We start from the raw sequence: 21,952 nt of genomic DNA, 5'->3' as shown, positions 1-21,952 counted from the left end.
ACCGGCGGCGCAAGCAGCGCCTGCCCGCACCCGGCACCCCGCCCGCGCCCGCGCCCGCCCCGGCGCGGGCGTCCGGCACCCGGGAACGCCAACGGCGCCGGATCGCCGAGGCGCTGTGGCGCATCGCGGCCGAGCACGGCCTGCACGCCGCGAGCATGCGCCGTGTCGCGGACGAGGCCGGGGTCTCACTGCGCGTGGTCCAGTACCACTTCGACGGCAAGCACGCCCTCCTCGTCGACGCGCTGCGCCTGCTGCACGAGGAGAACGAACGGCTGGCCAGAGCACGCGTCCCCGAGGACACGACGGATCCGCGCGTGCTGCTGCGGGCCGTACTGCTCGAATTCCTGCCCCTTGACGAGCAACGCGCCCACGCCCTGAGGGTGTTCGCGGCGTACTACGCCCGCAGTCTGACCGATCCCGCCCTCGCCGCGGTCTTCCTCACCGCCGACCAGCCGCTGGAGCGGTTCGTCGCGGACATCGTCGAGGCGGGCCGGGCGGCCGGGATGACGGCGCCGGGCCTCGACCCACTGCACGAGGCGGACCTGCTCGTCTCCGGCATCACCGGCCTGGGCCTCGACGTCGTGCACGAGCGCCGCTCGCTGACGGACGTACGGGCGGTCCTCGACTACCACATCACGCGCGTCTTCCCGCCGGCCCTCCCTCCAGGGGTCGCCACGCGCCCGTGAACGCCCGCCAACGCTCGTCACCGCGCCGGAGCGCCGGAGCGTCGCACGCGCCCGCGTGAGGCGCTTTCCCGCTGCCCCGTGTGCGCCCCCGGAGTGCTTCCGTGCCCCCTTCTCACTCATACGAGCGGGGGCGCGCCGGGGCTTGGCCCATGGTTGACTTTCAGCCAACTGCCCGCCAGATGCTGCTGGATACGACCGGCCGGGGAGGGGCTTGCGATGACAGCGGAGACGGATGACGCCGGGCGTACCGAGAACGCGATGTCGGGTGGCCGGGTGCGCGGATCGGTGATCCAGGCGCGGAACATCGGGAGGATCTCCTTCGCCGGCCAGCCGAAGGACGACTCCCGGGAGCGGCTGGAAGCCGCCAAGTCCAGGCTCGCGGACGAGGTCCGGCGGCAGTGGGAGGGGGAGGTGGCCGCCCAGGGGCTGCGGCGCCCGGAGCCCATCCGTTTGCAGTGGGCGAACACCCGCCGGGCGGTGGCCGTACGTACGGCCGCCGCGCCCACGACGCCCGCCGGGCAGGCGGGGCCCACCGCCTCGGCGGGCCGCGCCACGTCGGCGGGCCGTGCCGCCTCGGAGGCGCTGGGGCGCTGCGTCGATCTGGACGAGCTGGTACGGGCGTTCCGCGCGCTCCCCCAGGGGCACTTGGTGATGCTGGGAGAACGCGGGTCCGGCAAGACGGTCTGGGTGATGCTCCTGACGCTGGGGCTGCTCGGCTCGTACGAGCCGGGTGATCCGGTTCCGGTGCTCCTGACCGCGTCCTCGTGGGACTCGGGGAACACCTGGGTCCCGGGGGTGGAGCATCTGCGGACCTGGCTGGCTCGCCGGCTGGTCGAGGAGTACCCGTTCCTGGCCGACAAGGAGGCCTACGGTGCCGGTGTCGCGCAGCGGCTGGTCACCGGGGGGCATGTCTTCCTGCTGCTGGACGGCCTGGACGAGATGTCGGAGGCCCTTCACGCGTCCGCCCTCGGCGAACTGGACGACAGCGGACAGGATCTGCTGGTTCTCACCTGTCGTGTCGCCGAGTACGAGCGGGCGGTCGAGCGGTCGGGACGGGTGCTGAGCCGGGCGGTGGTGAAGGAGATGCTGCCGATCGGCGTCCGTCAGGCCGAGGGCTTCCTGACCGCCGACAGACCGTGGGAGGACACCCGTTGGCAGTCCCTGCTCGCGGAGCTCCGCGACCGCCCGGACTTCCCGGACCTCCCGCTGTCCCGGGCCCTGACCAGCCCCCTCATGGTGGCGCTCGCCCGGGTGATCTACGCGCCGCCGGCGAAGGACCCGCGCGAGTTGCTGCGCCTGCCCGACCGGGAGAGCGTCGAGCGGCATCTGCTCACGGCCTTCCTCCCGGCCGTCTACCGTCCGCGTCCGGCGCCGCCCGGGGCCCCGGGCAGGGCTCCGGGGAGCTACGGCCTTGAGGACGCGCGCGGCTGGCTGGGGTTCATCGCCCGTCACATGGCGCGGAACGGCACCCATGACCTGGCGTGGTGGCAGGTGGCGTGCGCCGTTCCCGGGTGGGTCGCGGGGCTGGTCTTCGGGGTCGTCTCGGGGCTGATGTTCGGCTTCATCGGGGCGGCGGCGGGCGGCCCGGTGATCGGGCTGGTCTTCGGCACCGCCTTCGGCTCGGCCGGTTTCCTCGTCCAGGCCGTGCCGTCCCGGCGGCCCTCGCCGGCCCGGGTGGAGATCCGGCTGCGGGGCACGGTCAGGGTGTTCGCCCTGAGGTTCGCGCTCGGGTGCGTGACGGGCATGGCGCTGGGTTTCGGGTTCGAGCTGCCGTGCTGGGCCCAGCTCGTGCTCGGCGCGCCGTTCGGGCTGGCCGTCGCCCTGCACGCGTGGCTGCGGGCCCCGTCGGACGCGACGAAGGTGGCGAGCCCGGGGTTGGCCTTCGAACAGGACCGGGTGTCCACGATCGTTCTGGGGGTCTCCTTCGCACTCCCCTTCGGGCTCACGTTCGGGACGGTGTTCGCCTTCACGGATCCCCGGGTCTCCGCCTGGCCGTCCCTGGGGCCGGTCGGCGGGCTGACGTTCAACACGGTCTTCGGCCTCGCCGGCGCGCTCGCCGGGTGGACCGTGGGCCATCTGTCGTACGGGCGGGTGGGCCGCTTCGCCTACAGCGCGGTGGGGGCGGTCGTGAGCGGTGTCGTCTTCCCGCCCGCCGACGACCCGGGGTTCGCCTTCGGCACGGGGATCGCCTTCGGGGTGGCGTGCGGTCTGGTGGTCATGCTCGGCCGTCCGTGGGGGGCCTTCGTGTTCGCCCATGCCCTGCTGGCCCTGACGGGGCGGCTGCCCTGGCGGCTGATGCGCTTCCTTCATGACGCCCACCGGCGGGGCGTGCTGCGCCAGGCCGGTGCGGTGTTCCAGTTCCGGCACGCGCGGGTGCGGGACCGTCTGACCTCCCACCGCGACGACCTGTAGAGCGATCAGGACAGCGGCCGGGCGTATGTGATGAACTCCCGTTCCGTCGCGAAGCCCATCCGCTGGTAGAGCCCCAGCGCTCCGGTGGGGTTGTCGGCGTCGACGACCAGTTCCACCCTGTCGTAGCCCCGGCGACGGGCCTCAGCCAGCGTGTGCGCCAGCAGGGCGCGCGCCGCGCCCCGGCCCCGGTGGGCCGGCCGGGTGCCCAGGTGGCCGACCGCGCAGGCGCGAAGCCCGGTGGCCGCTCCGTCGGCGACGTACTCGTCGGCGAGGAGGTACGCGGCCACGCGGTCGTCGGCGTCGAGCAGGAGCGCGGAGAGCCCGGCGCGGAAGGAACGGTCGCCGGTGAACCAGGTCTCCCAGTCGGTGCGGTCCGTCTCGGTGAAGCTCCAGTGGTCGCGGAAGGCGTCGTTGTGCGCGTCGCGGGTGGCCTCGTCGAGGGCCCGGTCGAAGGGCACCAGGCGCAGCCCGTCCGGTGTGCCCGGGGTGGGCAGGTCACGCGTGCGCAGCTCGTGTCCCATGCTGAACCAGTAGCGGCAGGGCTTGAATCCGGCGCGCTCGGCCAGGGCGGCGAACCCCTCGTTCGTGGCCACCCCATCGATGAGCAATTCTCCCGGCACGCCGTCGCCTTGGTGGCGCTCGGCCCAGATGTCCCGGGCCCGGGTGAGCATCCAGCCGGTGAGGCGCTCTCCGGTCCCCCGGCGGCGGAGGGCCGGGTGGACGGCGGCGGCGGTGCCGAAGCGGGCGATGTCCCGGACGTTCTCGGGCTCGTGCACCATCGCGTACGCCACCAGCCGGCCCTCCTGCCAGACGCCCGTGGTGTTGCGGGCCAGGTCCAGCTTGGGGTCGGTGAGCTCGTGCAGGACGTCCGCCTCGTCCTCGTGCGTGCCGGTGCTGTCGACGCGCTCGACCTCTCGCCGCAGCTCCGTGAGGTCGCGGGCGTCGGCTGCGCGGAGCGGCTTGAGGGTGACGTTCATAGGCGAAACCGTATATAGGGATAAAGCGTGCGTCGAAGGATTTTCGCCAACCGCATGTCCTGCGCGTTTTCCGCTCGGGCGACGGTCAGTCCGCTCGGTGACCCGGCCGGGCCGGGTGATGGGCGTCGGGGCTCGGCCAGTTCCGGATTTCGTACGGGTCGCCGTAGGTCTTCCAGCGCAGCGGTGGTTCGAGGGTGAAGTTCCGTTCGTTGAGGAAGACGCGCTGTTCGGTGTCGACGCGGCTGGTGTTGCCGTGGACCGTGGCGCGTTTGATGGCGTCCTTGCGGGCGTCGAGGAAGGCGTTGAGGTAGGTCGTCTCGTCCCCGCCCAGGGCCGGCGGCTTGGCCTTGGCCATGGCGTTCTTGCGGATGGAGCCGAAACCGTTCCGGTCGTCGCCACCGCCGTGCATGACGATGGCGTCGAAGTAGATGAACTGTCCGAGCGTGCGCAGCCCGTCCTCCTTGGCCCGCCGCACCGAGGGGTCGAAGTAGACATGGTCGCGTTCCTCTTCCTGCGCGGCCTGGAACGCCTCGTCGGCGGCGGCCGCCTTCCACGCCTTGACGAAGGGGTCGCCCAGTCCGGCGTGGGAGGAGGTGCCGTTGACCTTGCGCAGTGCGGGGAGGAACGGGGCGAGGGGGTTGGCGGGTTTGTGCCGGGTGTAGAGGGTGACGACCTCGAGCATGTCCCCGGTGCCCGAGCAGAAGCCGATGATGCCGCCGGTGTAGCCCTGGCCGTCGCCGATGTCCTCGATGTACTGGTACTGGCTCCTCCAGTCGAGGGTGGAGTTCTCGGCGCTGGCGACCAGTTCCATCGCCACTTCCTTGGCGGGCGGGCAGTCGAGGCCGGCCTCGGGGGTGCGCGCGGCGCCGACGGTGAGGGCGACCGCCAGGCCGGCACAGGCGATCCGGAGATCTCTTCGAGCGGTCCGAGCGGTCCGAGCGTTCTGAAGGCTCTGAGGGCTCTGAGGGTTTCCTCGGGCTGGCCGGTCACGCATGGGCTTCTCCCGGGGCGGGGTTCAAGGGCCGGAGGGGGCTGTTGTGGTCCTTGGATAGCCGTGGGGTGGCAGTGGCCACAAGCGTCCGGGCCGGGCCCCGGTCTTTCCGACCCGCTTGGCTGAACCTGCGCGTTCCGGCCCTGGCGCGTCGCTGGGGCCCCGGCGAGCGGGGTCCCAGCGGTTCGCTCTACGAGTACCGGCCCCGTCAGGCGGATTCGCGCTGTCAGCCGTGGTTCGGGTCCGGACGTCACCCGTCGTTCGAGGGCGTGAACGCGCGCGGGATGAGGACGGCGGCCAGGACGGCCACCATGGCCATGACGCCGGCGGAGATCAGGCTGGTGGTGGCGAAGGAGTCGGTGAACGCCGCCTTCGCGGCCTCGGCCAGGCGCGCGCCGTCCCCGGGCAGGCGCTCGGCCACCGACAGCGCGCCGGCCAGCGATTCCCCGGCCTGCTCGGCGGTGTGCGCGGGCAGGCCGGGCGCGGCGCCGGCGACCGTGCCGCGGAAGAGGGCCGCGGCGAGGCTGCCGAGGACGGCGATGCCGAGCGCTCCGCCCAGTTCGAAGGACATCTCGTCGACGGCGGCCGCGCCGCCCGCCCGCTCCGGCGGGACGGCCGCCATCAGGGTCACCGAGGACGCGGTGAACATGGCTCCGCCGCCCGCGCCGAGGAGCACCAGGGCCCCGGCCACCGCCGCGTAGCCGCCGTCGACGGTCAGGCCCAGCAACAGCGCGCCGAGCGCGACCAGCGTCAGGGCGCCCACGGTGACGGCGCGCACGCCGAAGCGGTGGATCAGCCCGGAGGCGGCCGGGGCGGCGGCCAGCAGGGCCAGGGTCATCGGCAGCAGCCGCACCCCGGACTCGAAGGCGCTCAGTCCCTGGGCCATCTGGAAGTGCTGGGTGAGCAGGAAGAGCACGATGGCCTCGGTGGCCATCGTCAGCAGGATGGCGATCGCGGCCGCGTTGAACGTCCGGTTGGCGAAGAGGCGTACGTCCAGCAGGGGGTGTTCGAGACGGAGCTGCCGGCGTACGAACCGGACGAGCAGGACGGCGCCCGCCGTCAGCGCCACCAGGGTGCTGGGGGCGAGGAGTCCGGCCTTGCCGATCTGCTTGACGCCGAAGACGAGCGCGACCACGCCCGCCATCGACAGGGCCACGCTGAAGGCGTCGAGCCCGGCGTGGGCCCGGCCCGTGGACTCCGTCAGCCACAGCGCGCCCGCGACCAGGGCGACGAGGACCACCAGCACATTGACCAGGAAGGCGGCCTGCCAGCTGAAGTGCTGCATGAGCAGGCCGCCCACGAGGGGGCCCGCCGCCATGCCGCCCGCGGCCATGGCGGACCAGACGCCCACGGCGACCGTGCGCTCGCGCGCGTCGGTGAAGGCGGCCCGGATCATCGAGAGCGTGGACGGCATGATCGCGGCACCGCCGACGCCCAGCAGGGCACGAACGGCGATCAGGCCGGCCGGGCCGGTGACCACGGTGGCGAGCGCGGAGGCCAGTCCGAAGAGGGCGAAGCCGATCAGCAGCAGTCTCTTGCGTCCCCAGCGGTCTCCGAGAGCGCCGGCCGTCACCAGCAGTCCGGACAGCACCAGCGCGTAGGCGTCCACGATCCACAGCTGCTGGGTCGCGTCGGCGCCCAGGTCCCGTACCAGGGAGGGCAGCGCCGCGTTGAGAATCGTGGCGTCCATGGCGATGAGCAGGACGGACGCGCACAGGATGGCCAGCTGTAGCCAGCGCGACCGCACGGGGGCGGGCGTTGAGGCGGTGCTGGTCATGGGTATCTCTCCTCGTTCGAGGCATTGATGTTTCCAATGAGACATCGATGTCTCATTTCCGGTTTCAAGCGTACATGCCTCGCCCAGCGGCTGTATCGGCCGAAAGGGCGCGGGAGGGCGGGCGCACCTGCGCAGACGCGGTCGGGTGCTATCCCGGCGCGGGCACCGGGTACCGGTTACTCATCGGCCATCGCCATATATGAGGAGGCAGGGTGAGGGATACGACCGACGCACCGCTGTCGGGGTGCGCCGCGCTGGTGACGGGCGCGTCGAGCGGCATCGGGGCGGCCATCGCTCTCGCCCTGGCCCGGCAGGGCGCGGGACTCGCTCTCGTTGCCCGGCGCGCCGAACGGCTGGAGCGGCTGGCCGCCACGATCCGCGGCGAGGGAGGCACGTGTGCCGTACTCCCCGCCGACCTGAGCGAGGACGCGCGGGCCCGTGACGCCGTCGAGGACGCGGTGCGGAGCCTGGGGCGGCTGGACGTGGTCGTCAACAGCGCCGGTTACGTGGCCCGGGGCGCGGTCGAGGAGGGCGACCCGGAGCAGTGGCGGCGGATGGTGGACCTCAACTTCACCGCCGTCCTGAACATCGCGCGGGCGGCCTTGCCCCACCTGGTGGGCGCGGCCGCGGACGGGCGGCGCGGGGTCGCCGACCTCGTCAACATCAGCTCCGTGGCCGGCCGTATCGTCCGCAAGAACAACAGCGTCTACTCGGCGACCAAACACGCGGTGTGCGTCTTCAGCGAGGCGCTGCGCCAGGAGTTGACCGGCCGGGCCGTCCGGGTGGGCGTGGTGGAGCCCGGACTGACCGCCACGGAGATGACCGCCGGCAACGACTGGGAACCGGTCGCGCCCGGCATGCCGCGGGAGGCGTGGCTGCGCGCCGACGACATCGCCCGGGCCGTCGTCTTCATGGTGACCCAGCCGCCGCACGCCGCCGTCAACGAGATCATGGTGCGGCCCACGGCGCAGGAGCCCTGACCGCTGGGCCCGTCCCGGTCAGCAGGGCCGGTCGAGCGGCGCACCCTCCGGGGTGCGCCGCTCGACGGCGTTCGCGGCCACCCCGGTCGACGAACGGTGGATCACTCTCCGAATTGGTTGTACTCTTCAAATGATTGGACTTATTTAATTAATCTCTTCGGGAGGTCGGCGTGACGCCGGAGTTGCCCTCCAGCCGCCGTTGGCTCGTCCTCGGCATCTGCTGCTCGGCCCTGTTGCTGGTCAGCCTGGACAACACGATCCTCAATGTGGCCCTGCCCTCCCTGCGGACCGATCTGGGTTCCTCGGTCTCGGGGCTCCAGTGGACCATCGACGCCTATGTCGTCGTCATGGCCTCGTTGCTCATGCTCGCGGGTTCGACGGCCGACCGGTTCGGCCGGCGCCGTGTCTTCACAGCCGGTCTGGTGCTGTTCACCGCCGGATCGGCCCTGTGCAGTCTCGCGCCCGGCCTCGGCTGGCTGATCGCCTTCCGGGCGCTCCAGGCCGTCGGCGGCTCCATGCTCAACCCCGTCGCGATGTCGATCATCACCAACACCTTCACCCGCCCCGCCGAACGGGCCCGGGCCATCGGTGTCTGGGGCGGGGTCGTGGGCATCAGCATGGCGGCCGGGCCCATCATCGGCGGCACCCTGGTGGAGTCGGTCGGCTGGCGCTCGATCTTCTGGATCAACGTGCCCGTCGGGCTGGCGGCGCTGGCGATGACCCTGCGCTACGTCCCGGAGTCCCGGGCCCCGCGGCCGCGCCGCTTCGACCCGGCCGGCCAGCTGCTGATGATCCTGCTGCTGGCCTCGCTGACCTACGGGCTCATCGAAGGCCCCGCCGCGGGCTGGACCTCTCCGGGGATCGTCGGCTGCTTCAGCCTCGCCGCGGCAGCGCTCGTCGCGCTGATCGTCCACGAGAACCGGCGCTTCGAGCCCCTCATCGAACCCCGCCTGTTCCGCAGCGCGCCACTGGCCGGAGCCACCACCACGGCGGTGTGCGCCTTCGCGGCGCTGTCCGGCTTCCTGTTCCTCAACATGCTGCACCTCCAGGAACGGCGCGGCCTGTCCGCTCTGGACGCGGGTCTGCACATGCTGCCCATGGCCGCCATGTGCCTGGTCTTCGCGCCGCTGTCCGGACGGCTGGTGGGAGCGCGCGGGCCCCGGCTGCCGCTCGTCCTGGCCGGGGTGACGCTCACCGCCAGCGGCGTGCTCTTCGCGGTGTTCGACGCGGAGTCGTCGGACCCACGGCTGTTCACCGCCTACGTGCTCTTCGGGATCGGCTTCGGGCTGGTGAACGCGCCCATCACCAACACCGCGGTCTCCGGGCTCCCGCGCTCCCGGGCCGGGGTGGCGGCCGCGCTGGCCTCCACGAGCCGCCAGGTCGGCACGTCGCTCGGTGTCGCCGTCATCGGCGCCACGGCCGCCACGGGGACGGGGGCCACCGGTTGGTGGATCATCACGGGGTGCGGACTGGCCGTCCTCGTCCTCGGTACGATCACCACCGGCCGCTGGGCCGCCCGGACCGCCGAACGCGCCGCGGCCGGCCTCGACCACGACGACCCCGACCGGACCAGGACCTCGGTGACGACCTCATGAGCACGCAGCACGACGAAACGGCACGACGGGCCTGGGACAACCTCCGGGAGATCGTCCTCGGCGGCAACGAGCGCCGCAAGGAAGTCGTCGAGGCACTCGGCATGAGCTTCTTCCGCATCAAAGCGCTGCGCCGGATCGCCAAACGCCCCATCACACTGCGGGAGCTGGCGGAAGAACTGCTGACGGACCGGCCGTACACGACGCTCGTCGTGGACGACCTGGCACGGCAGGGTCTGGTCGAACGCTCGGAGAACCCCGCCGACCGGCGCTCCAAGATCGTCTCCCTGACGCCGGAAGGGCGCGTCGCGGCGGAGCGCGCCGACGCCATCATCGGTATGCCGCCGGCGGCACTGCTGGCCCTGCCGGAAGAGGACCTGGCGGCGCTGGAGCGGATCGCCGAGCGCGTGGTGAAGCTGTCGGCCGATCAGCAGCGCTGACCGCGCCGGACTCCCGCCCGTTCGGTCGCCCTGCCGGCGGAACAGCCGCTGTCCGCGCCGCGACCGGCCAGGTGGCGCCCTGGGCGACGAACTGCGGCAGGAGGGCCAGGAGTGGACGGTCCCCACGTCGAAGGCGGGCCGAGGCCAGGCGCCTGAACGACCGTGTCCCCCGCCGACGGACCGGCAAGGGGACACGGTGCTTTTCGGGGCACGCGACCCGTCGGACGGGTCCTAGGCCAGATTGCCGCAGTTTGTCTTGTACCGGGCCACGACATAGCCGTCGATCTCGCCGCCCCAGTCGACGCACTTGCCCTTGGCGTCCAGGTGGACGGGACCCGAGTACGAGGTGAAGAAGCCGTACTGTTCCTGCTTCGACTTCAGTTCCGTGTTGCGCTGGATCCAGGAGCCCACCCACAGCGGCGAGCCGGTCGTGCTGTTCCGCTTGGTGACCACGCAGTTCTTGCCGGTGGAGGCGTTGTAGGCCAGGTAGACCGCCCCGCGGCCCGGGATCGGGATCTCGTTGACCTGCGCGTATCCGCTGCCGCACTCATGGTTGTACGCGGCGGCGCGGGCCGGTGCGGCGACGGACGTTCCGCCGCCCGCCACCAGCACGGTGACGGTCGTCGTGGCGGCGAGCAGGGCAGCTCCCGCCACGCGGGTACGTACAGCACGCTTCACTGTGTCCTCCGTAGGAGTCGCAAGTCGCATGGTGCTGGTTGGTGGATGTACGCGGGACGGCCGTCTCCGTGCCCATACTGACACTCCACACCCCAAAGAGGTTGCACGCCCCTTTACCCCCACAACTCAGAACCGGCCACCACTCCGCACGGCGGCGCACGCGATCTCCACCTCGAACCGGCCGTCGAGCGCGACGTGCGCGCGGAGGGCGGTGAGGTCCTCGACGGTCACGTCCGCTTCGAGCTTCTCCGCCGCGTGCGTGGTGGTCAGGGCGATGGTCGTCATGCCCGCCGCGCGCCCGGCGGCCAGTCCGGCCGGCGAGTCCTCGACGACCGCGCAGCGGGAGGGGGCGACGCCCAGGCGTTCGGCCGCCAGGAGGAAGGGCTCCGGGTGGGGCTTGTGGTGGGTGATGTCCTCGACGGTGACGAGCACTTCGGGGAGCATGCCCAGCTGCCCGAGGCGCGCCTCGGCGACGCGGCGGGCGCCGGAGGTCACCACGGCCCAGCGGTGCGCGGGCAGCGATGCGGTGAGTCCGGCGGCTCCGGGCACCGGGGTGACGTTGCCGGTCAGGGCGTCGGCCACCTCGGCGTCCTCCAGGCGCCGCACCGCTTCGGCCACTTGGCCGGCGGGCAGCAGGTCCGCGATGATCGCGGAGGCGGGGCGGCCGTGCACCGGGACCCGGGTCATCACCTCGTCAAGGGTCATGCCGTAGGACTCCGCCCACCGCGTCCATACGCCGCGGGCCACCGGACGCATGGAGACGAGCGTGTCGTCACTGTCGAATAAAAGGGCATCAACCGGAAATCGCATGGCCGGGAGCGTACCGGGGCCGTTCCGGCCCGAGAGGGCCGGCACCCGAGGGGGCCGGCATGAGCCGGTCGCTCTCAGGTCAGTGGGTTCAGCTGCCGGACGGGCCGAATTCCCTCTCCCAGCGGGCGAAGTCGTTCTTCGCGTCGTCGACGTTCGTCTCGCGTCCGCGGGGGCTGCGGGGTCCCTCGCCGGGGACGGACGGGAAGGCCGGCGGTACCCATCGTTCCGCCGCGCAGTCCCGCAGGGCTTCCTCGACCGCCGGGGGCAGGACGGGACGGCGTCCGATGTCGCAGACGAGGAGCCAGATCCCCCTGTCCTTCGGGATGCGCAGGCCGTGCGGCGCTCCGGGGTGGAGGCGGACGTGGATGCCGTACGTTCCGGTCTCCGCGTTCCTGCCGCGGGACCTGCGGACGGTGACCTCCGCCACGTGGGACCAGTCGAAGCGGACCTCTCGCTTCGGGGATATGAGACACGAGATCCGGTGGGGTGAGATCCGCAGGTCCACGGTGCGGCGCGGCAGGAGCCACGACAGTCCGGAGAGGATGCCGCCGAGGCCGAGGAACAGGGCGGCGGGGGCGCAGAGCCGGGCGGGTGCGCTCGCGCCGTCGCGCAGGGCGACGCTCAGGGTGAACAGGGCCGCGGGCGGCAGGGCCGCCTTGAGGGGGGCGAAGCTGCCCTTGCGCACGTTCAGCCGGAAGGCCCAGCCGCCGTCGGACGTGGCGGTGATCCCGTCCTCCGTCAGCAGCCGCTCGTCGTACAGGGAGGCGGAGCGGTTGCGGAAGCCCGTCGAGGTGCTGATCGCGAGCCGCTCCTGGAGCCAGGCGTTCCGGAACTGATAGGTCCCCGCGACCTGGCGCAGGACGCCCTGGCGGTGGGCGTCCTGGAGGAAGCGCATCAGTGCCCAGGGGGCCTGGCCGGTCAGTGCCAGGGTGGTCCGGGCGAGCGCCCAGCGGCTCCACGGGCTGACCAGGATCAGCATTCCCGCCGCGCCGAGCCAGGTGACCAGCCCGGCCGCGCAGGCCATGGACGCGTCGTCCGGCTGGTAGTGCAGTACGCCGGACGCGATCCCGAACAGCGGGCCGATGACGAACAGGGCCCGGGTGACGGCGGCGTGTTCGGCCCGCAGCAGGGCGCGTGGAGTGGTCGCGTTCTCGTCGGCGTCGGACGGCGCGGTGAAGAGCACGGCGACGGCGAACGCCGCCACGACACAGCCGGCGCCCAGCCAGTAGAGCCCCGGTGTGGCGGTGTGGAGCACCGGTACTTCGATGCCGGCCGCGATGGGGCAGGCGAGCAGGGACGCGGTCAGGGCCCGGCGCCGTGTCGTGTGCCGCCAGGCGGAGCGCGCGGCCGCCACGGGCCGCCGCAGGCTCACCGTCCGTCTCGGTTCGCCGAAGCGGTGATCGGTGTACCAGCCGCGTACGAGCATCTGCGTCGCCATGCCGGTCACCACGCCCGCGAACAGGGACGTCGAGAGCTGCATCGACGTCAGGGCCTCCCACGGCCCCGGGCCGCCGCCCGACGCCTCGCGGACCCGCTGTCCGAGGCCGGTGGCCAGGGCGGACAGCGTCACCCCGAGCAGTACGAGGGCGGGGAAGGCGGCGAGGCGGGCCGCGGGGGTGCGGTGCAGTCGCCACCAGGCGAGTTCGGTGGTCTCCCGCGCCTGCAAGTGGCGGGCGAGGGCGCCGAGGTAGCGCCGCGCGCGGGGCGGGGACCATCGGCGCGGGGGGTCCAGGCGGTCGTGGGAGGGGATCTCCCCCGTGAAGACCGACGGGACGAACTGGTCCAGCAGATGGTCCTCCACGGATCGCCGGGAGGGGAAGCGGACCCGGTCGGTCAGTTCGGCGGGCTCCGACCAGGGGCGCGCGTAGACCGTGCGGGCCAGCGAGAGCATGAGGGGCGTCGACAGCGCCCCGGCCAGTGGCCCGTCGGGCCGCTCGCGCACCTCCGTGAACAACCGCTCCCAGCGCGGGAGGGCGTCCGGAGCGGCGCCGCCGGTCAGGTAGGCGACGGTGGCGGTGGCCGTGACGGGGCGCGCCTCGATGACGGCCGTGTGCCCGAGCACGGTCTCCGGGGAGAGGGCGTCGAACTCCGCGGTGCGGGAGGTGATGATCAGCGGTCTGTCGTACAGGGCGCGGTTGAGCGCCTCCACCGCGGCCGAGCGGCGGGCGCCGGGAATCTCGTCGAGGCCGTCGAGCACGGGCAGCAGCACGGACCCGCTGGTGCTCCACAGCTCGCGGGCGGGGTGCCGGCCCCCGATCCGGGGCAGGCCGGGGTAGTCCTCGGCCAGCCGGCGGGTGAACCACGCGCCGAACTCCTCGCGGTCCGGGTCCCAGGAGGTCAGCGAGAGGAGGACCGGTACGGGCAGGCCCTCGGTGCTCGCGTCGCCGACGCGGCCGGCCAGCCGCCGTCTCAGCAGCTCCATGGTGAGCAGGACGGCGAGCGTGGTCTTGCCCGAACCCGCCGTTCCCAGGAGGGCGAGACGGCACTTGGGCAGCGCGAGGAACCCGGTGAGCAGGTCCGTGAGCTGGTCGGCCCGGCCGTGTACGTCCCCGCCGATGTTCCCGGCGTGGTCGGCCCGTCGCCGCCGGGGAGCCCAGCGGACCGCCATCGCGGCCCGGTCCCCGCCCACGTCCCAGGCCTTGGCCTCCTCCCGCCACTGCCGGTACACCGCCTCGGCGAGGGCGTGCGCAGACCTCTCCGGCGGTGTGGCGGACGGCGGCGCGTGGACGTGGATCTCGCCGAAGTTGTCGCGGAACTGGATGACGATGTCGGCGGTGCCCTGGAAGATGTTGTTCACGTCGCCGCCCGGCTGGCCGTCGGCCATGGCTGCCCACCTCGAGTCAATGCGGTGCCCGGCGTCGACCTGTGAGGTGAGGGGGCCGGGCGATGCGGGCAACTCTACAACTCTCCTGTTCGGATGGAGGGTTGAAATGGAGGGTTGAATAGGTCAACCGCTCGATACGGCGGAAGAGCTTGTTCAGCGTTCAGGGCCGCCCTGTCGTCGTGGCCATCGCGTACAGGCGCCGCCAGTCCAGCGGGGGCTTGGCCCGGGGTACGCCCGGGCGGCGGCGCGGCACCCGTACGCGCAGCGCGCCGGGCTCGATCGCGCAGCGTACGGGCGTCGGGAGGGCGAGCGCCTCCCCGTCGACGCCGACGTCCACCTCGGCTGTGTCGGCCTCGATGACCGCTTCGTGGGTGGTGAGGAGCGTCAGGCCCGGGGAGTCGGGGGCGAGCAGCATGTCGGCCGCCTGCGCGGCGGTGTCGACCTTGATGCCCAGCAGACCCAGGACCCCGCCGTCCAGCCGGTCGCGCCGTCCGAGGCCCGCGCTGTCGCCGACGCGGTAGGGGTTGTTGCTCACGAGCACGGCCTGCGGTGCGTCGATCGTGTCGCCCCCGGCGTGGACGCGCAGGTGCGGGCCGGTGTGGCGGGACAGGGCGTCCGGCAGCAGCCGCAGGATCGTACGGATCTTGTCGTCGCGGTAGGCGCGGCTGCCCACGATGGTCGCGTAGGCGCCGAACGAGGCGTTGTTGACGAAGGCGCGCCCGCCCACGCGTCCGAGGTCCACGCGCAGTTCGACGCCGTCGGTGAGGGCGTTCAGGCACGTGACGGGGTCGTCGCGGTCGAGGCCGAGGTCCAGGGCGAAGTGGTTGCGGGTGCCCGCCGGGACGACCATGAACGGCAATCCGTGTGCCGCCGCGACATCCGCCACGAGGGCCTGGGTGCCGTCGCCGCCGGCCACCCCGAGGAGGTCCGCCCCGTCGGCGGCGGCCTGACGGGCGAGAGCGGCGATGTCCTGGTGGTGGTCCGGGTCGAGGAGCACGACGCGCGCGCCCAGGACTTCCGCCTTCTCCCGCAGCCCGAGCCCCTCGACCTTTCCGCCGCCCGAGCGCGGATTCATGATGAGGCACGGGCGCGCGGGCGGTGCGGCGGGGTGTTCCCGGGCGGTGGCCGAGGGGCTGCCGGCGCCCAGCGCGGTCCAGCCGGCGGAGGCCGCCCCGGCCCACAGCGCCAGACAGAGCAGGACGAGCCACAGCAGTCCCGCGGCGGCGTAGAGGACGATCGCGGCGACCGGCGCGGCGATGGCCAGCCCGGCGGCCAGGATCCGTACCGGGCCGCGCCGGGCCACGGTCCACCACAGGCCCATGACGAAGGCGACGAGTGCCACGGCCCCGACGCCGAGCAGCACGATGCTCCTCGGCCCCGCCACGATCAGGAGCAACAGGATGCCCACGGCGGCGGCCGCGATCGCCAGGCGCGCGAAGCGGCGCCGCCTGATGGCCTCATCGGGGTCCGGGGCATCGTTCATCGTCTCTCCCGTCCGCGTGCCGGTGTCGTCGACATCACTGTCGATATCACTGTCGATGTGGTCCAGGGCGTGGGGTCCCTGCCGCCATTGGACGACGGCGCCCCTCGCCACGCCAAGCACCACTGGAGGCAGCGGGCCGCCGGAGGGGGCGTACGGGGGCGGTGGCCGTGACCGGCGAAACCACCCGTACCGCTCCAATGGCATGATCGGACACTCGACGTGCGCCCCCGTCGCCCGTCCCGCACCGGAAGGCCACGCTGTCCGGCACGAAGAGTGACCGCTGAAAACGACGTCTAACAAATCGGCCAAAACAATTGATATCCATAAACTCCAGAATCAAGTCCGCCGCGCGGCAGCCACGGGTGATCCTGTGGGCCACGGCAGGTGTGGTGGCTCTCGGATTCCTCATAGCGCTGGAGATCGTCGCCCGTAGCTACGCCGGCGTACCGGGGCCGATAACGAACCAGGCGAAAGAGGTGATATTCGCGCCCAAGCCGGGTCCGCTGTACGGCGGTCTGGCGCTGATGATGGTGGTGCTCACCTGGCGGCAACGGTTCATCGCCGCCGGAGCCGCGATAGGCATCGACGTCGTCTTCGTGCTCGTGCGGTGGGCGATCGGCGCCAGGATGACCGACGGCCACTACTTCGGCAACGGCGCGTTGTGGGTGATGCTGGGCTGCGCGGTCATCGCCGTCACGCGCCGCACCGGCCGGGAGCGCGTCCTGCTGCTCAAGGGCGTCGGGCTGGGCCTGCTGCTGGTCGCCGGCCGCAAGACCGGTGACACCTGGCTGCTCATCACGTCGAAGACCCGCCCGACGGTGCTCGACCAGTACGTGGCGACCGCCGATCACGCGCTGGGCAACCCGTCATGGGTGGCGGGCCGGATCCTCGAGGCCACCGGCCCGGTCGGCACCCATGTTCTCGACCTGGTCTACGCCCAGCTCGCGGTGGCCGCGGTCGTCGTCGCCCTGTACCAGCTGCGCAACGTGGCGGCCGAGCGCCGCTTCCCCAGCCACCATCTGGTGCGCACCTTTCTGGTGATCGGCCTCCTCGGGCCGGCCATCTACATGATCTTCCCGGTGGTCGGGCCGATCTTCGCCTACGGCCCGGGCACCTCCGGAACCGGCGGCCTGCAGTGGGCGGTCGCCGATCTGTGGCCGCACACGCCGCCGCCGATCGGTGCCCCGCACCCGGTGCCGTACGACGGGATCACCCCGCGCAACTGCATGCCCAGCCTCCACACGGCGTGGGCCACCGCGATCTTCATTCACTCCCGCAAGGGACCGCGAGTTCTGCGATACGCGGGAACGTTCTGGCTGATCGCCACGCTCAGCGCGACGCTGGGCTTCGGCTACCACTACGGCGCGGATCTCGTCGCCGGTGTGGTCTTCTCGCTCACGATCGAGGCGGGCCTGCGCTCTCTCGACCGCGGCTGGGACCGGTCGGGAATCCAGCTGGTCGCTTACGGTACGGCGGTATTCACGGCGCTCCTGGTGTCGTACCGCTATCTGCCGGTGGAGATGGCGAAGCATCCGTGGGTGTTCGGGCCGCTGCTCATTCTGGCGATGGCCTCGGTGATCTACGGCTATGTACGGACCACGAGACTGTGGGAACCGAAGGCCGCGCCGGTGCGGCTGCCGGAGCCGCAGCCCGAACTCGTTTGAGCCACGAGTGGCGATGAGAGACAGCGCACCGGCCGATCCCGGCCGGTGACGCTCGTTCGGGCAGGTCGCGCGGGTACGCCCTAATCCGGGGGCGACTCCCCGCGGTGTCCCCAGCCGAGGACGTCCTGCTCGGGCGCCGGCTTGTAGCCGCCCTCCGCCGCCTTGTCCGCTTCCTTCCTGGCTTTCGCCGCCCTTTCCTGCTGCTTTCGCTCGTGTTCGGCGGCGCGGGATTCCTTGCTTCTTCTTTTCGGTAGTCCGATCATGGCCGATCCCCTCTCGCATCGGACTTCCGCGTCATTTTCAGGTTTGCACGGGTGCGTGGAGCACGCATCCGTCGGGCTTCTACGTCAGGAGCTGTCCGCGAAGCGCCGCCACCAGGTCGTCGTCGACACCGAGCCGCTGCGCGGCGTAACCCCGCACCGACCCGTACCGTGCGGTCAGCTCGGCCATGAAGAGCCTCATGATCCCGGCCGGTGCGCGGCCGTAGCCGGGCCATGCGAGCGTGAGGTCCGGATAGCTCGCGTGCCATTCGGCGACCAGGCGTTCAGTGGCCAGCCCGGTGAGGGCGAAGTCGGCGACGATGTCGTCCTCGCCCACGCCGACCAGGGCGAGGACCAGCATGGCGAGCAGGCCGGTGCGGTCCTTGCCCGAGTGGCAGTGGAAGACGAGCGGGGCGGTGTCGCCGGCGACGATCTCCAGGGCGCGGCGGAGTTCCTCGACGCCGTCGTGTGCCACTTCGGCGTATCTGTCGGCGAGGTAACGGGCGGGGGCGACGTCGGGGCCCAAGGCGGCCTGGTCGTACGGCCGGTGCTCGATGCTCAGGTTGTGGTGGGCGAGCGCGGGGTGGTGCGGGACGCGTCCGCTGCGTTCGGCCTCCCAGGGGTGTCTGAGGTCGATCACGGTGCGGATGCCCAGGGCGAGGAAGCGGTCCCAGTCCTGGTCGCGCAGCTTGCCCAGCGAGTCCGAGCGGAACAGCCGGCCCCAGCGGACCGTACGTCCGCCGGCCGCCGGATAGCCGCCGAGGTCCCGGAAGTTGTACAGCCGGTCGAACGCGATGTGTCTCCTCACGCCGTCACCCTATGGCCGGGCAGGCCGGCGTCGAGGCCCGGTTCCCTCGCCCTGTCTGAGAGCCTTGAGACACAGGCGGTGTGCTGGACACGGGCCGTGGGCGGGTGCGCCCCGGCCGGGAGGAGCGGACTGTGACCGAGCGTAAACCCCATGTGTCGGACTTCGAGTCGTGGGCGGACCGGCAGATACGGGAGGCCGAGGAGCGCGGCGACTTCCGGGACCTGCCGGGCTTCGGCCGGCCGCTGGCGGGCATCGACCGGCCCTACGACGAGGACTGGTGGGTCAAGGAGAAGATGCGCCGCGAGAACATCTCGTTCCTGCCGCCGACGCTGGCGCTGCGCAAGGAGGCGGAGGACGCTCTGGAGGCCGCGGTGGCGGCCCGGACCGAGGAGGAGGCGCGGAGGATCGTCCACGAGATCAACGACAAGATCGCCGCGTCCCTCCGCAGGCCACCGCCCGGGCCGCCGCTCGGTCTGGTCCCGTTCGACGTCGACGACGTCCTGGCCGCGCGGCGCGAGAAGCGGGGCGGCGGCCTTCCGTGACGCACCGGCCTTCCGTGACGTGCTCCCCCGCCTTCCGGGCCGTCTCCTGATCCCGGGGCATCAGCGCCGTCGTTCGTTCCCGTTCGCCCCGGAAGGCTTCCGGGGCCGCGAGGCTGGGAACGGTCTTTGCACCAGGAGTCCGGTGCGCAGTGCCGTGCAGGGTGGGGCGGAAGGGGCTGGCAATGGCGGAGGAATCGGCTCGGGAGCCGCTGGTCGTCTCGGACGAGGTGCGGGAGGCGCTGGACGGCGGGCGGCCGGTGGTGGCTCTGGAATCGACGATCATCTCGCACGGGCTGCCCCGGCCGCGGAACCTGCGGGTGGCGGAGGAGCTGGAGGAGCTCGTACGGGCCGGTGGCGCCGTACCCGCGACCGTCGCGGTGCTGGACGGGCGGCCGCACATCGGCCTGGACAAGGCGCGACTGGCGCGGGTGGCGGACGAGGACGGGCTGCGCAAGCTGGGGAGCCGTGATCTGGCACCGGCGATGGCGGCGGGGGCGAGCGGGGCGACGACGGTGTCGGGGACGGCGTTCCTCGCGGAACGGGCCGGGATCCGCGTTTTCGCGACGGGCGGCCTGGGGGGCGTCCACCGTGAATGGGTGGACACGCAGGACGAGTCCGCCGATCTTCGGCTGCTGGCGCGGACCCGGATCGCGGTGGTCTGCGCGGGGGTGAAGTCGGTCCTGGACGTACCCGCGACATTGCAGCGACTGGAGACGCTGGGCGTGGGTGTGCTGGGTTTCCGGACGAGGGAGTTCCCCGGTTTCTACCTCAGCGGCTCCGGCGTGCCGGTCGACTGGTCGGCCGGGACGGCGGCGGAGGTGGCGGAGGTGTTGCGCGCCCAGGACGCGCTGGGTGGTCCGCCCTCGGCTCTGATCGTCGCGAACCCCGTTCCCGTGGAGCAGCAGCTGGACCCCGCGCTGCACGACAGGGTGCTGGCCGGGGCGCTGGCGGCCCGCGCGCGGGAGGGCGTCACCGGGCAGGCGGTCACTCCGTTCCTCCTCGACTATCTCGTCCGGCATACCGACGGCGCGTCCTTGGAGGCCAACGTGGCCGCGGTGCGGGGCAATGCCCGGCTGGCGGCGGAGATCGCCAAGGCGTACGCCGCGTGACGGGCGGCGGGGCGGGAGGGCTGCTCGTCGTCGGCGATGTGGTGACCGACATCGTCGCCCGCCATCACTCACCGCTCGCGCCCGCGACCGATACGGCGGCCCGCATCGCCACGCTGCCCGGCGGCGCAGGGGCCAATGCGGCCTGCTGGGCGGCCCGTTCGGGGGCCGAGGACGTACGCGTCCTGGCCCGGGTGGGCGCGGACGAGGTGGACACCCACGGGCGCGTGCTCCGCGCGGCCGGTGTCCGGCCGCATCTGGTGGCCGATCCCGCGGCGCCCACCGGCACGGTCGTCTGCCTGGTCGGCGCGGACGGCGAGCGGACGTTCCTCACCGACAGCGGCGCGGCGCTGCGGCTGTGCGCCGCCGACTGGGACGGCGGGCTGCTCGCCGGGATCGGTCACCTGCATGTGTCCGGCTATCTCTTCTTCGCCGACACCAGCCGCGCGACGGCCCGGCTGGCGATGGAGGCGGCCCGCGCCCGTTCCATACCGGTGAGTGTCGACCCGGCGTCGGCGGGCTTCATCGCCCGTTTCGGTACGGACCGTTTCCTCGCGGCGATCGCCGGGGCGGACGTCCTCCTGCCCAGTCACCACGAAGCGGCGCTGCTCACGGGGCGTTCCGGGCCGGCCGACGCGGCGGCCGAGCTGAGCCGGCGCTTTCCGCTCGTGGTCTCGACGCGAGGTGCGCGGGGCGCGCTGGTGGCGGCATCGGGCGCGGTCGTCGCCCGGGTGCCGGCCCGGCCCGCGACGGTCGTGGACACCACGGGTGCGGGTGACGCCTTCACCGGGGCTTTCCTCGCGGCCCGGCTCGCGGGCCACGGCCCGGTCGAGGCCGCGCGGCACGGCTGCCGGATCGCCGCCGAGGCCGTCACGGTCATCGGCGGCAGGCCGCGTCGGCCGGAGTGATCGAATGACCGGATGCCTTGTCTTTACTGTGGTGGAGGGAATGGGCTCGCGGCCTGCCCTCGTGACGTGTCCGGTGTCGTCCCCGGCTCGTTGTCGTCGTGGAGGCTCTTCCGTCGACGATCGAAGGAGTCATGATGCGACGAGTCCTTGCGACGGCCGCCCTGGCCGCAGCGGCCCTGGGCGCGGGTGCTGTCGGGCCGGGGGCCACCGCTCACGCGGCCGCACTGCCGAAGGGGCTCGACCTGAAGGGTTTCACCATGGCCGACCCCGGCAATCTGGGCTCGGCGGTGGACGAGGCCGCCCAGAAGACGACGAGGGTGATCGGCGACACCGGAGGCAGCGCCGTCGGCAGGGGTGTCCCCGCGGCCGGCCGGACGGGCGGTACGGCCGTGAAGTCGTCGACGTCCGCCGTCCAGCAGACCGTCGGCCGCGCGGCGGGGTCGGCGGGCGAGGCCGTCGGTGAGACAGCCAGGGCGGCCACCAAGGACGGTCCGCCCTTCGGGCGGCTGGCGTCAGGAGGACTGGGGCACCTGCCCTCCTGACAGGTGCCCGTCGCCACGGCCGGTCCGCGCCGGGGCGGGTGCCCGGGACCGGCTGGGCGTCACTGGAGGTCGTCGAGGTCGTCCTCGTCGCCGTAGAGGTCCTCGTCCAGCCGCTCGCGCTGCCCCTCCTGCTGCTGCGCCTGCATGCTCTGCCGGGACTGCTCGCGCCACCCCAGCGTCTCCTCCGTCATGTCCTCGACGTAGTCGTCGGTGTCACGGTAGGGGTCGCGTTCCCTGCTGCTGTCCATGCTGTGCTCACTCCTCGATGAGGCGGGCGCCGGGCGGCTTCGCCCAGAGCAGCCTCACACGCATCCGCGCGGCATGCATGTCGGCGACGGGCCGGACGGGTCAGGGCGTGGGGCCCTGCATGTGCTCACTGAACCTCTTTCATCCTGAATAGCCGCAGGTCAAAAGGGTGTGGACGGCCTGCACGATGCGGCTGATGCGGTTGGTGGAGCATCGGGCCCGGCGG

At 72.5% G+C, this 21,952-nt stretch carries 20 protein-coding genes and 1 pseudogene; 10 read left to right on the top strand and 11 right to left on the bottom strand.

The window, feature by feature from the left end:
- Positions 1-101: 101 nt before the first annotated feature.
- Together ACFYZR_RS30250 and ACFYZR_RS30245 are read left to right on the top strand one after the other, a co-directional pair.
- A complete protein-coding gene (locus ACFYZR_RS30250; protein ID WP_391916300.1) occupies positions 102-686 on the top strand; it encodes a TetR/AcrR family transcriptional regulator in 585 nt (194 codons plus the stop codon).
- Between the two features lie 216 nt (positions 687-902).
- Positions 903-3,098, top strand: coding sequence for a hypothetical protein (locus tag ACFYZR_RS30245; protein ID WP_391916106.1), 2,196 nt, complete (start codon positions 903-905; stop codon positions 3,096-3,098).
- Positions 3,099-3,103: 5 nt separating this feature from the next.
- Here ACFYZR_RS30245 and ACFYZR_RS30240 read toward each other — a convergent pair whose 3' ends face one another.
- The 3 genes from ACFYZR_RS30240 to ACFYZR_RS30230 form a co-directional block, all read right to left on the bottom strand.
- Positions 3,104-4,075: a GNAT family N-acetyltransferase gene (locus ACFYZR_RS30240; RefSeq protein WP_391916105.1), complete on the bottom strand. Its 972-nt coding sequence runs from the start codon at positions 4,073-4,075 to the stop codon at positions 3,104-3,106.
- An 85-nt stretch (positions 4,076-4,160) separates the two neighbouring features.
- Complete coding sequence (locus tag ACFYZR_RS30235) at positions 4,161-5,069, bottom strand: chitosanase (protein ID WP_391916102.1); 909 nt, start codon at positions 5,067-5,069, stop codon at positions 4,161-4,163.
- A gap of 247 nt (positions 5,070-5,316) precedes the next feature.
- Positions 5,317-6,843: an MFS transporter gene (locus tag ACFYZR_RS30230; RefSeq protein WP_391916099.1), complete on the bottom strand. Its 1,527-nt coding sequence runs from the start codon at positions 6,841-6,843 to the stop codon at positions 5,317-5,319.
- 212 nt (positions 6,844-7,055) lie between these two features.
- Here ACFYZR_RS30230 and ACFYZR_RS30225 point away from each other — a divergent pair, with 212 nt between their 5' ends.
- The 3 genes from ACFYZR_RS30225 to ACFYZR_RS30215 all read left to right on the top strand — a co-directional run bounded on the left by ACFYZR_RS30225 (position 7,056) and on the right by ACFYZR_RS30215 (position 9,855).
- Positions 7,056-7,823 carry an SDR family NAD(P)-dependent oxidoreductase gene (locus ACFYZR_RS30225; protein ID WP_391916097.1) on the top strand — a complete coding sequence of 256 codons (768 nt, stop codon included), beginning with the start codon at positions 7,056-7,058 and terminating at the stop codon, positions 7,821-7,823.
- Positions 7,824-7,993: 170 nt separating this feature from the next.
- Complete coding sequence (locus ACFYZR_RS30220; protein WP_391916095.1) at positions 7,994-9,418, top strand: MFS transporter; 1,425 nt, start codon at positions 7,994-7,996, stop codon at positions 9,416-9,418.
- Positions 9,415-9,855, top strand: a complete 441-nt coding sequence (locus ACFYZR_RS30215) for a MarR family winged helix-turn-helix transcriptional regulator (protein WP_391916092.1) — start codon at positions 9,415-9,417, stop codon at positions 9,853-9,855. The genes ACFYZR_RS30220 and ACFYZR_RS30215 overlap by 4 nt, the downstream gene beginning before the upstream one ends.
- Before the next feature lie 231 nt (positions 9,856-10,086).
- On the opposite strand, the gene ACFYZR_RS30210 is transcribed toward ACFYZR_RS30215, so the two are convergent.
- The 4 genes from ACFYZR_RS30210 to ACFYZR_RS30195 all read right to left on the bottom strand — a co-directional run bounded on the left by ACFYZR_RS30210 (position 10,087) and on the right by ACFYZR_RS30195 (position 15,650).
- Positions 10,087-10,533, bottom strand: a complete 447-nt coding sequence (locus tag ACFYZR_RS30210; protein ID WP_391916090.1) for a spore-associated protein A — start codon at positions 10,531-10,533, stop codon at positions 10,087-10,089.
- A 126-nt stretch (positions 10,534-10,659) separates the two neighbouring features.
- The gene (locus ACFYZR_RS30205; protein ID WP_391916088.1) at positions 10,660-11,343 is read right to left on the bottom strand and encodes an HAD-IA family hydrolase; all 684 of its coding nucleotides are present in this window, start codon (positions 11,341-11,343) and stop codon (positions 10,660-10,662) included.
- A gap of 88 nt (positions 11,344-11,431) precedes the next feature.
- Positions 11,432-14,167, bottom strand: a complete 2,736-nt coding sequence (locus ACFYZR_RS30200) for an NACHT domain-containing protein (protein ID WP_391916085.1) — start codon at positions 14,165-14,167, stop codon at positions 11,432-11,434.
- Between the two features lie 160 nt (positions 14,168-14,327).
- The gene (locus ACFYZR_RS30195) at positions 14,328-15,650 is read right to left on the bottom strand and encodes a diacylglycerol/lipid kinase family protein (protein WP_391916297.1); all 1,323 of its coding nucleotides are present in this window, start codon (positions 15,648-15,650) and stop codon (positions 14,328-14,330) included.
- A gap of 365 nt (positions 15,651-16,015) precedes the next feature.
- Here ACFYZR_RS30195 and ACFYZR_RS30190 point away from each other — a divergent pair, with 365 nt between their 5' ends.
- Positions 16,016-17,314, top strand: coding sequence for a phosphatase PAP2 family protein (locus ACFYZR_RS30190; protein WP_391916294.1), 1,299 nt, complete (start codon positions 16,016-16,018; stop codon positions 17,312-17,314).
- 80 nt (positions 17,315-17,394) lie between these two features.
- Here the strand turns inward: ACFYZR_RS30190 and ACFYZR_RS30185 are convergent, their stop codons facing one another.
- Together ACFYZR_RS30185 and ACFYZR_RS30180 are read right to left on the bottom strand one after the other, a co-directional pair.
- Positions 17,395-17,577: a hypothetical protein gene (locus ACFYZR_RS30185; RefSeq protein WP_391916083.1), complete on the bottom strand. Its 183-nt coding sequence runs from the start codon at positions 17,575-17,577 to the stop codon at positions 17,395-17,397.
- Positions 17,578-17,656: 79 nt separating this feature from the next.
- A complete protein-coding gene (locus tag ACFYZR_RS30180; RefSeq protein ID WP_391916081.1) occupies positions 17,657-18,382 on the bottom strand; it encodes a tyrosine-protein phosphatase in 726 nt (241 codons plus the stop codon).
- A gap of 131 nt (positions 18,383-18,513) precedes the next feature.
- Here ACFYZR_RS30180 and ACFYZR_RS30175 point away from each other — a divergent pair, with 131 nt between their 5' ends.
- The 4 genes from ACFYZR_RS30175 to ACFYZR_RS30160 all read left to right on the top strand — a co-directional run bounded on the left by ACFYZR_RS30175 (position 18,514) and on the right by ACFYZR_RS30160 (position 21,480).
- Positions 18,514-18,924 (top strand): DUF1992 domain-containing protein, encoded by a 411-nt coding sequence (locus ACFYZR_RS30175; RefSeq protein WP_391916078.1) that lies wholly within the window; start codon positions 18,514-18,516, stop codon positions 18,922-18,924.
- Positions 18,925-19,106: 182 nt separating this feature from the next.
- Positions 19,107-20,033: a pseudouridine-5'-phosphate glycosidase gene (locus ACFYZR_RS30170; RefSeq protein WP_391916075.1), complete on the top strand. Its 927-nt coding sequence runs from the start codon at positions 19,107-19,109 to the stop codon at positions 20,031-20,033.
- Positions 20,030-20,938 carry a carbohydrate kinase family protein gene (locus ACFYZR_RS30165; protein ID WP_391916073.1) on the top strand — a complete coding sequence of 303 codons (909 nt, stop codon included), beginning with the start codon at positions 20,030-20,032 and terminating at the stop codon, positions 20,936-20,938. Before ACFYZR_RS30170 ends, ACFYZR_RS30165 begins: the two co-directional genes overlap by 4 nt.
- Before the next feature lie 131 nt (positions 20,939-21,069).
- Positions 21,070-21,480: an ATP-binding protein gene (locus tag ACFYZR_RS30160; protein WP_391916071.1), complete on the top strand. Its 411-nt coding sequence runs from the start codon at positions 21,070-21,072 to the stop codon at positions 21,478-21,480.
- A gap of 59 nt (positions 21,481-21,539) precedes the next feature.
- On the opposite strand, the gene ACFYZR_RS30155 is transcribed toward ACFYZR_RS30160, so the two are convergent.
- On the bottom strand, positions 21,540-21,728 hold the full coding sequence (locus tag ACFYZR_RS30155) for a hypothetical protein (protein ID WP_391916069.1): 189 nt from the start codon (positions 21,726-21,728) through the stop codon (positions 21,540-21,542).
- Between the two features lie 139 nt (positions 21,729-21,867).
- A pseudogene (locus ACFYZR_RS30150) lies at positions 21,868-21,952 on the bottom strand (IS5/IS1182 family transposase); the annotation flags it as partial.

The sequence above is a fragment of the Streptomyces sp. NPDC001678 genome (genome assembly GCF_042892945.1).
In the GTDB taxonomy this organism is placed as follows: domain Bacteria; phylum Actinomycetota; class Actinomycetes; order Streptomycetales; family Streptomycetaceae; genus Streptomyces.
This window is presented reverse-complemented; position numbering and strand designations above follow the sequence as displayed.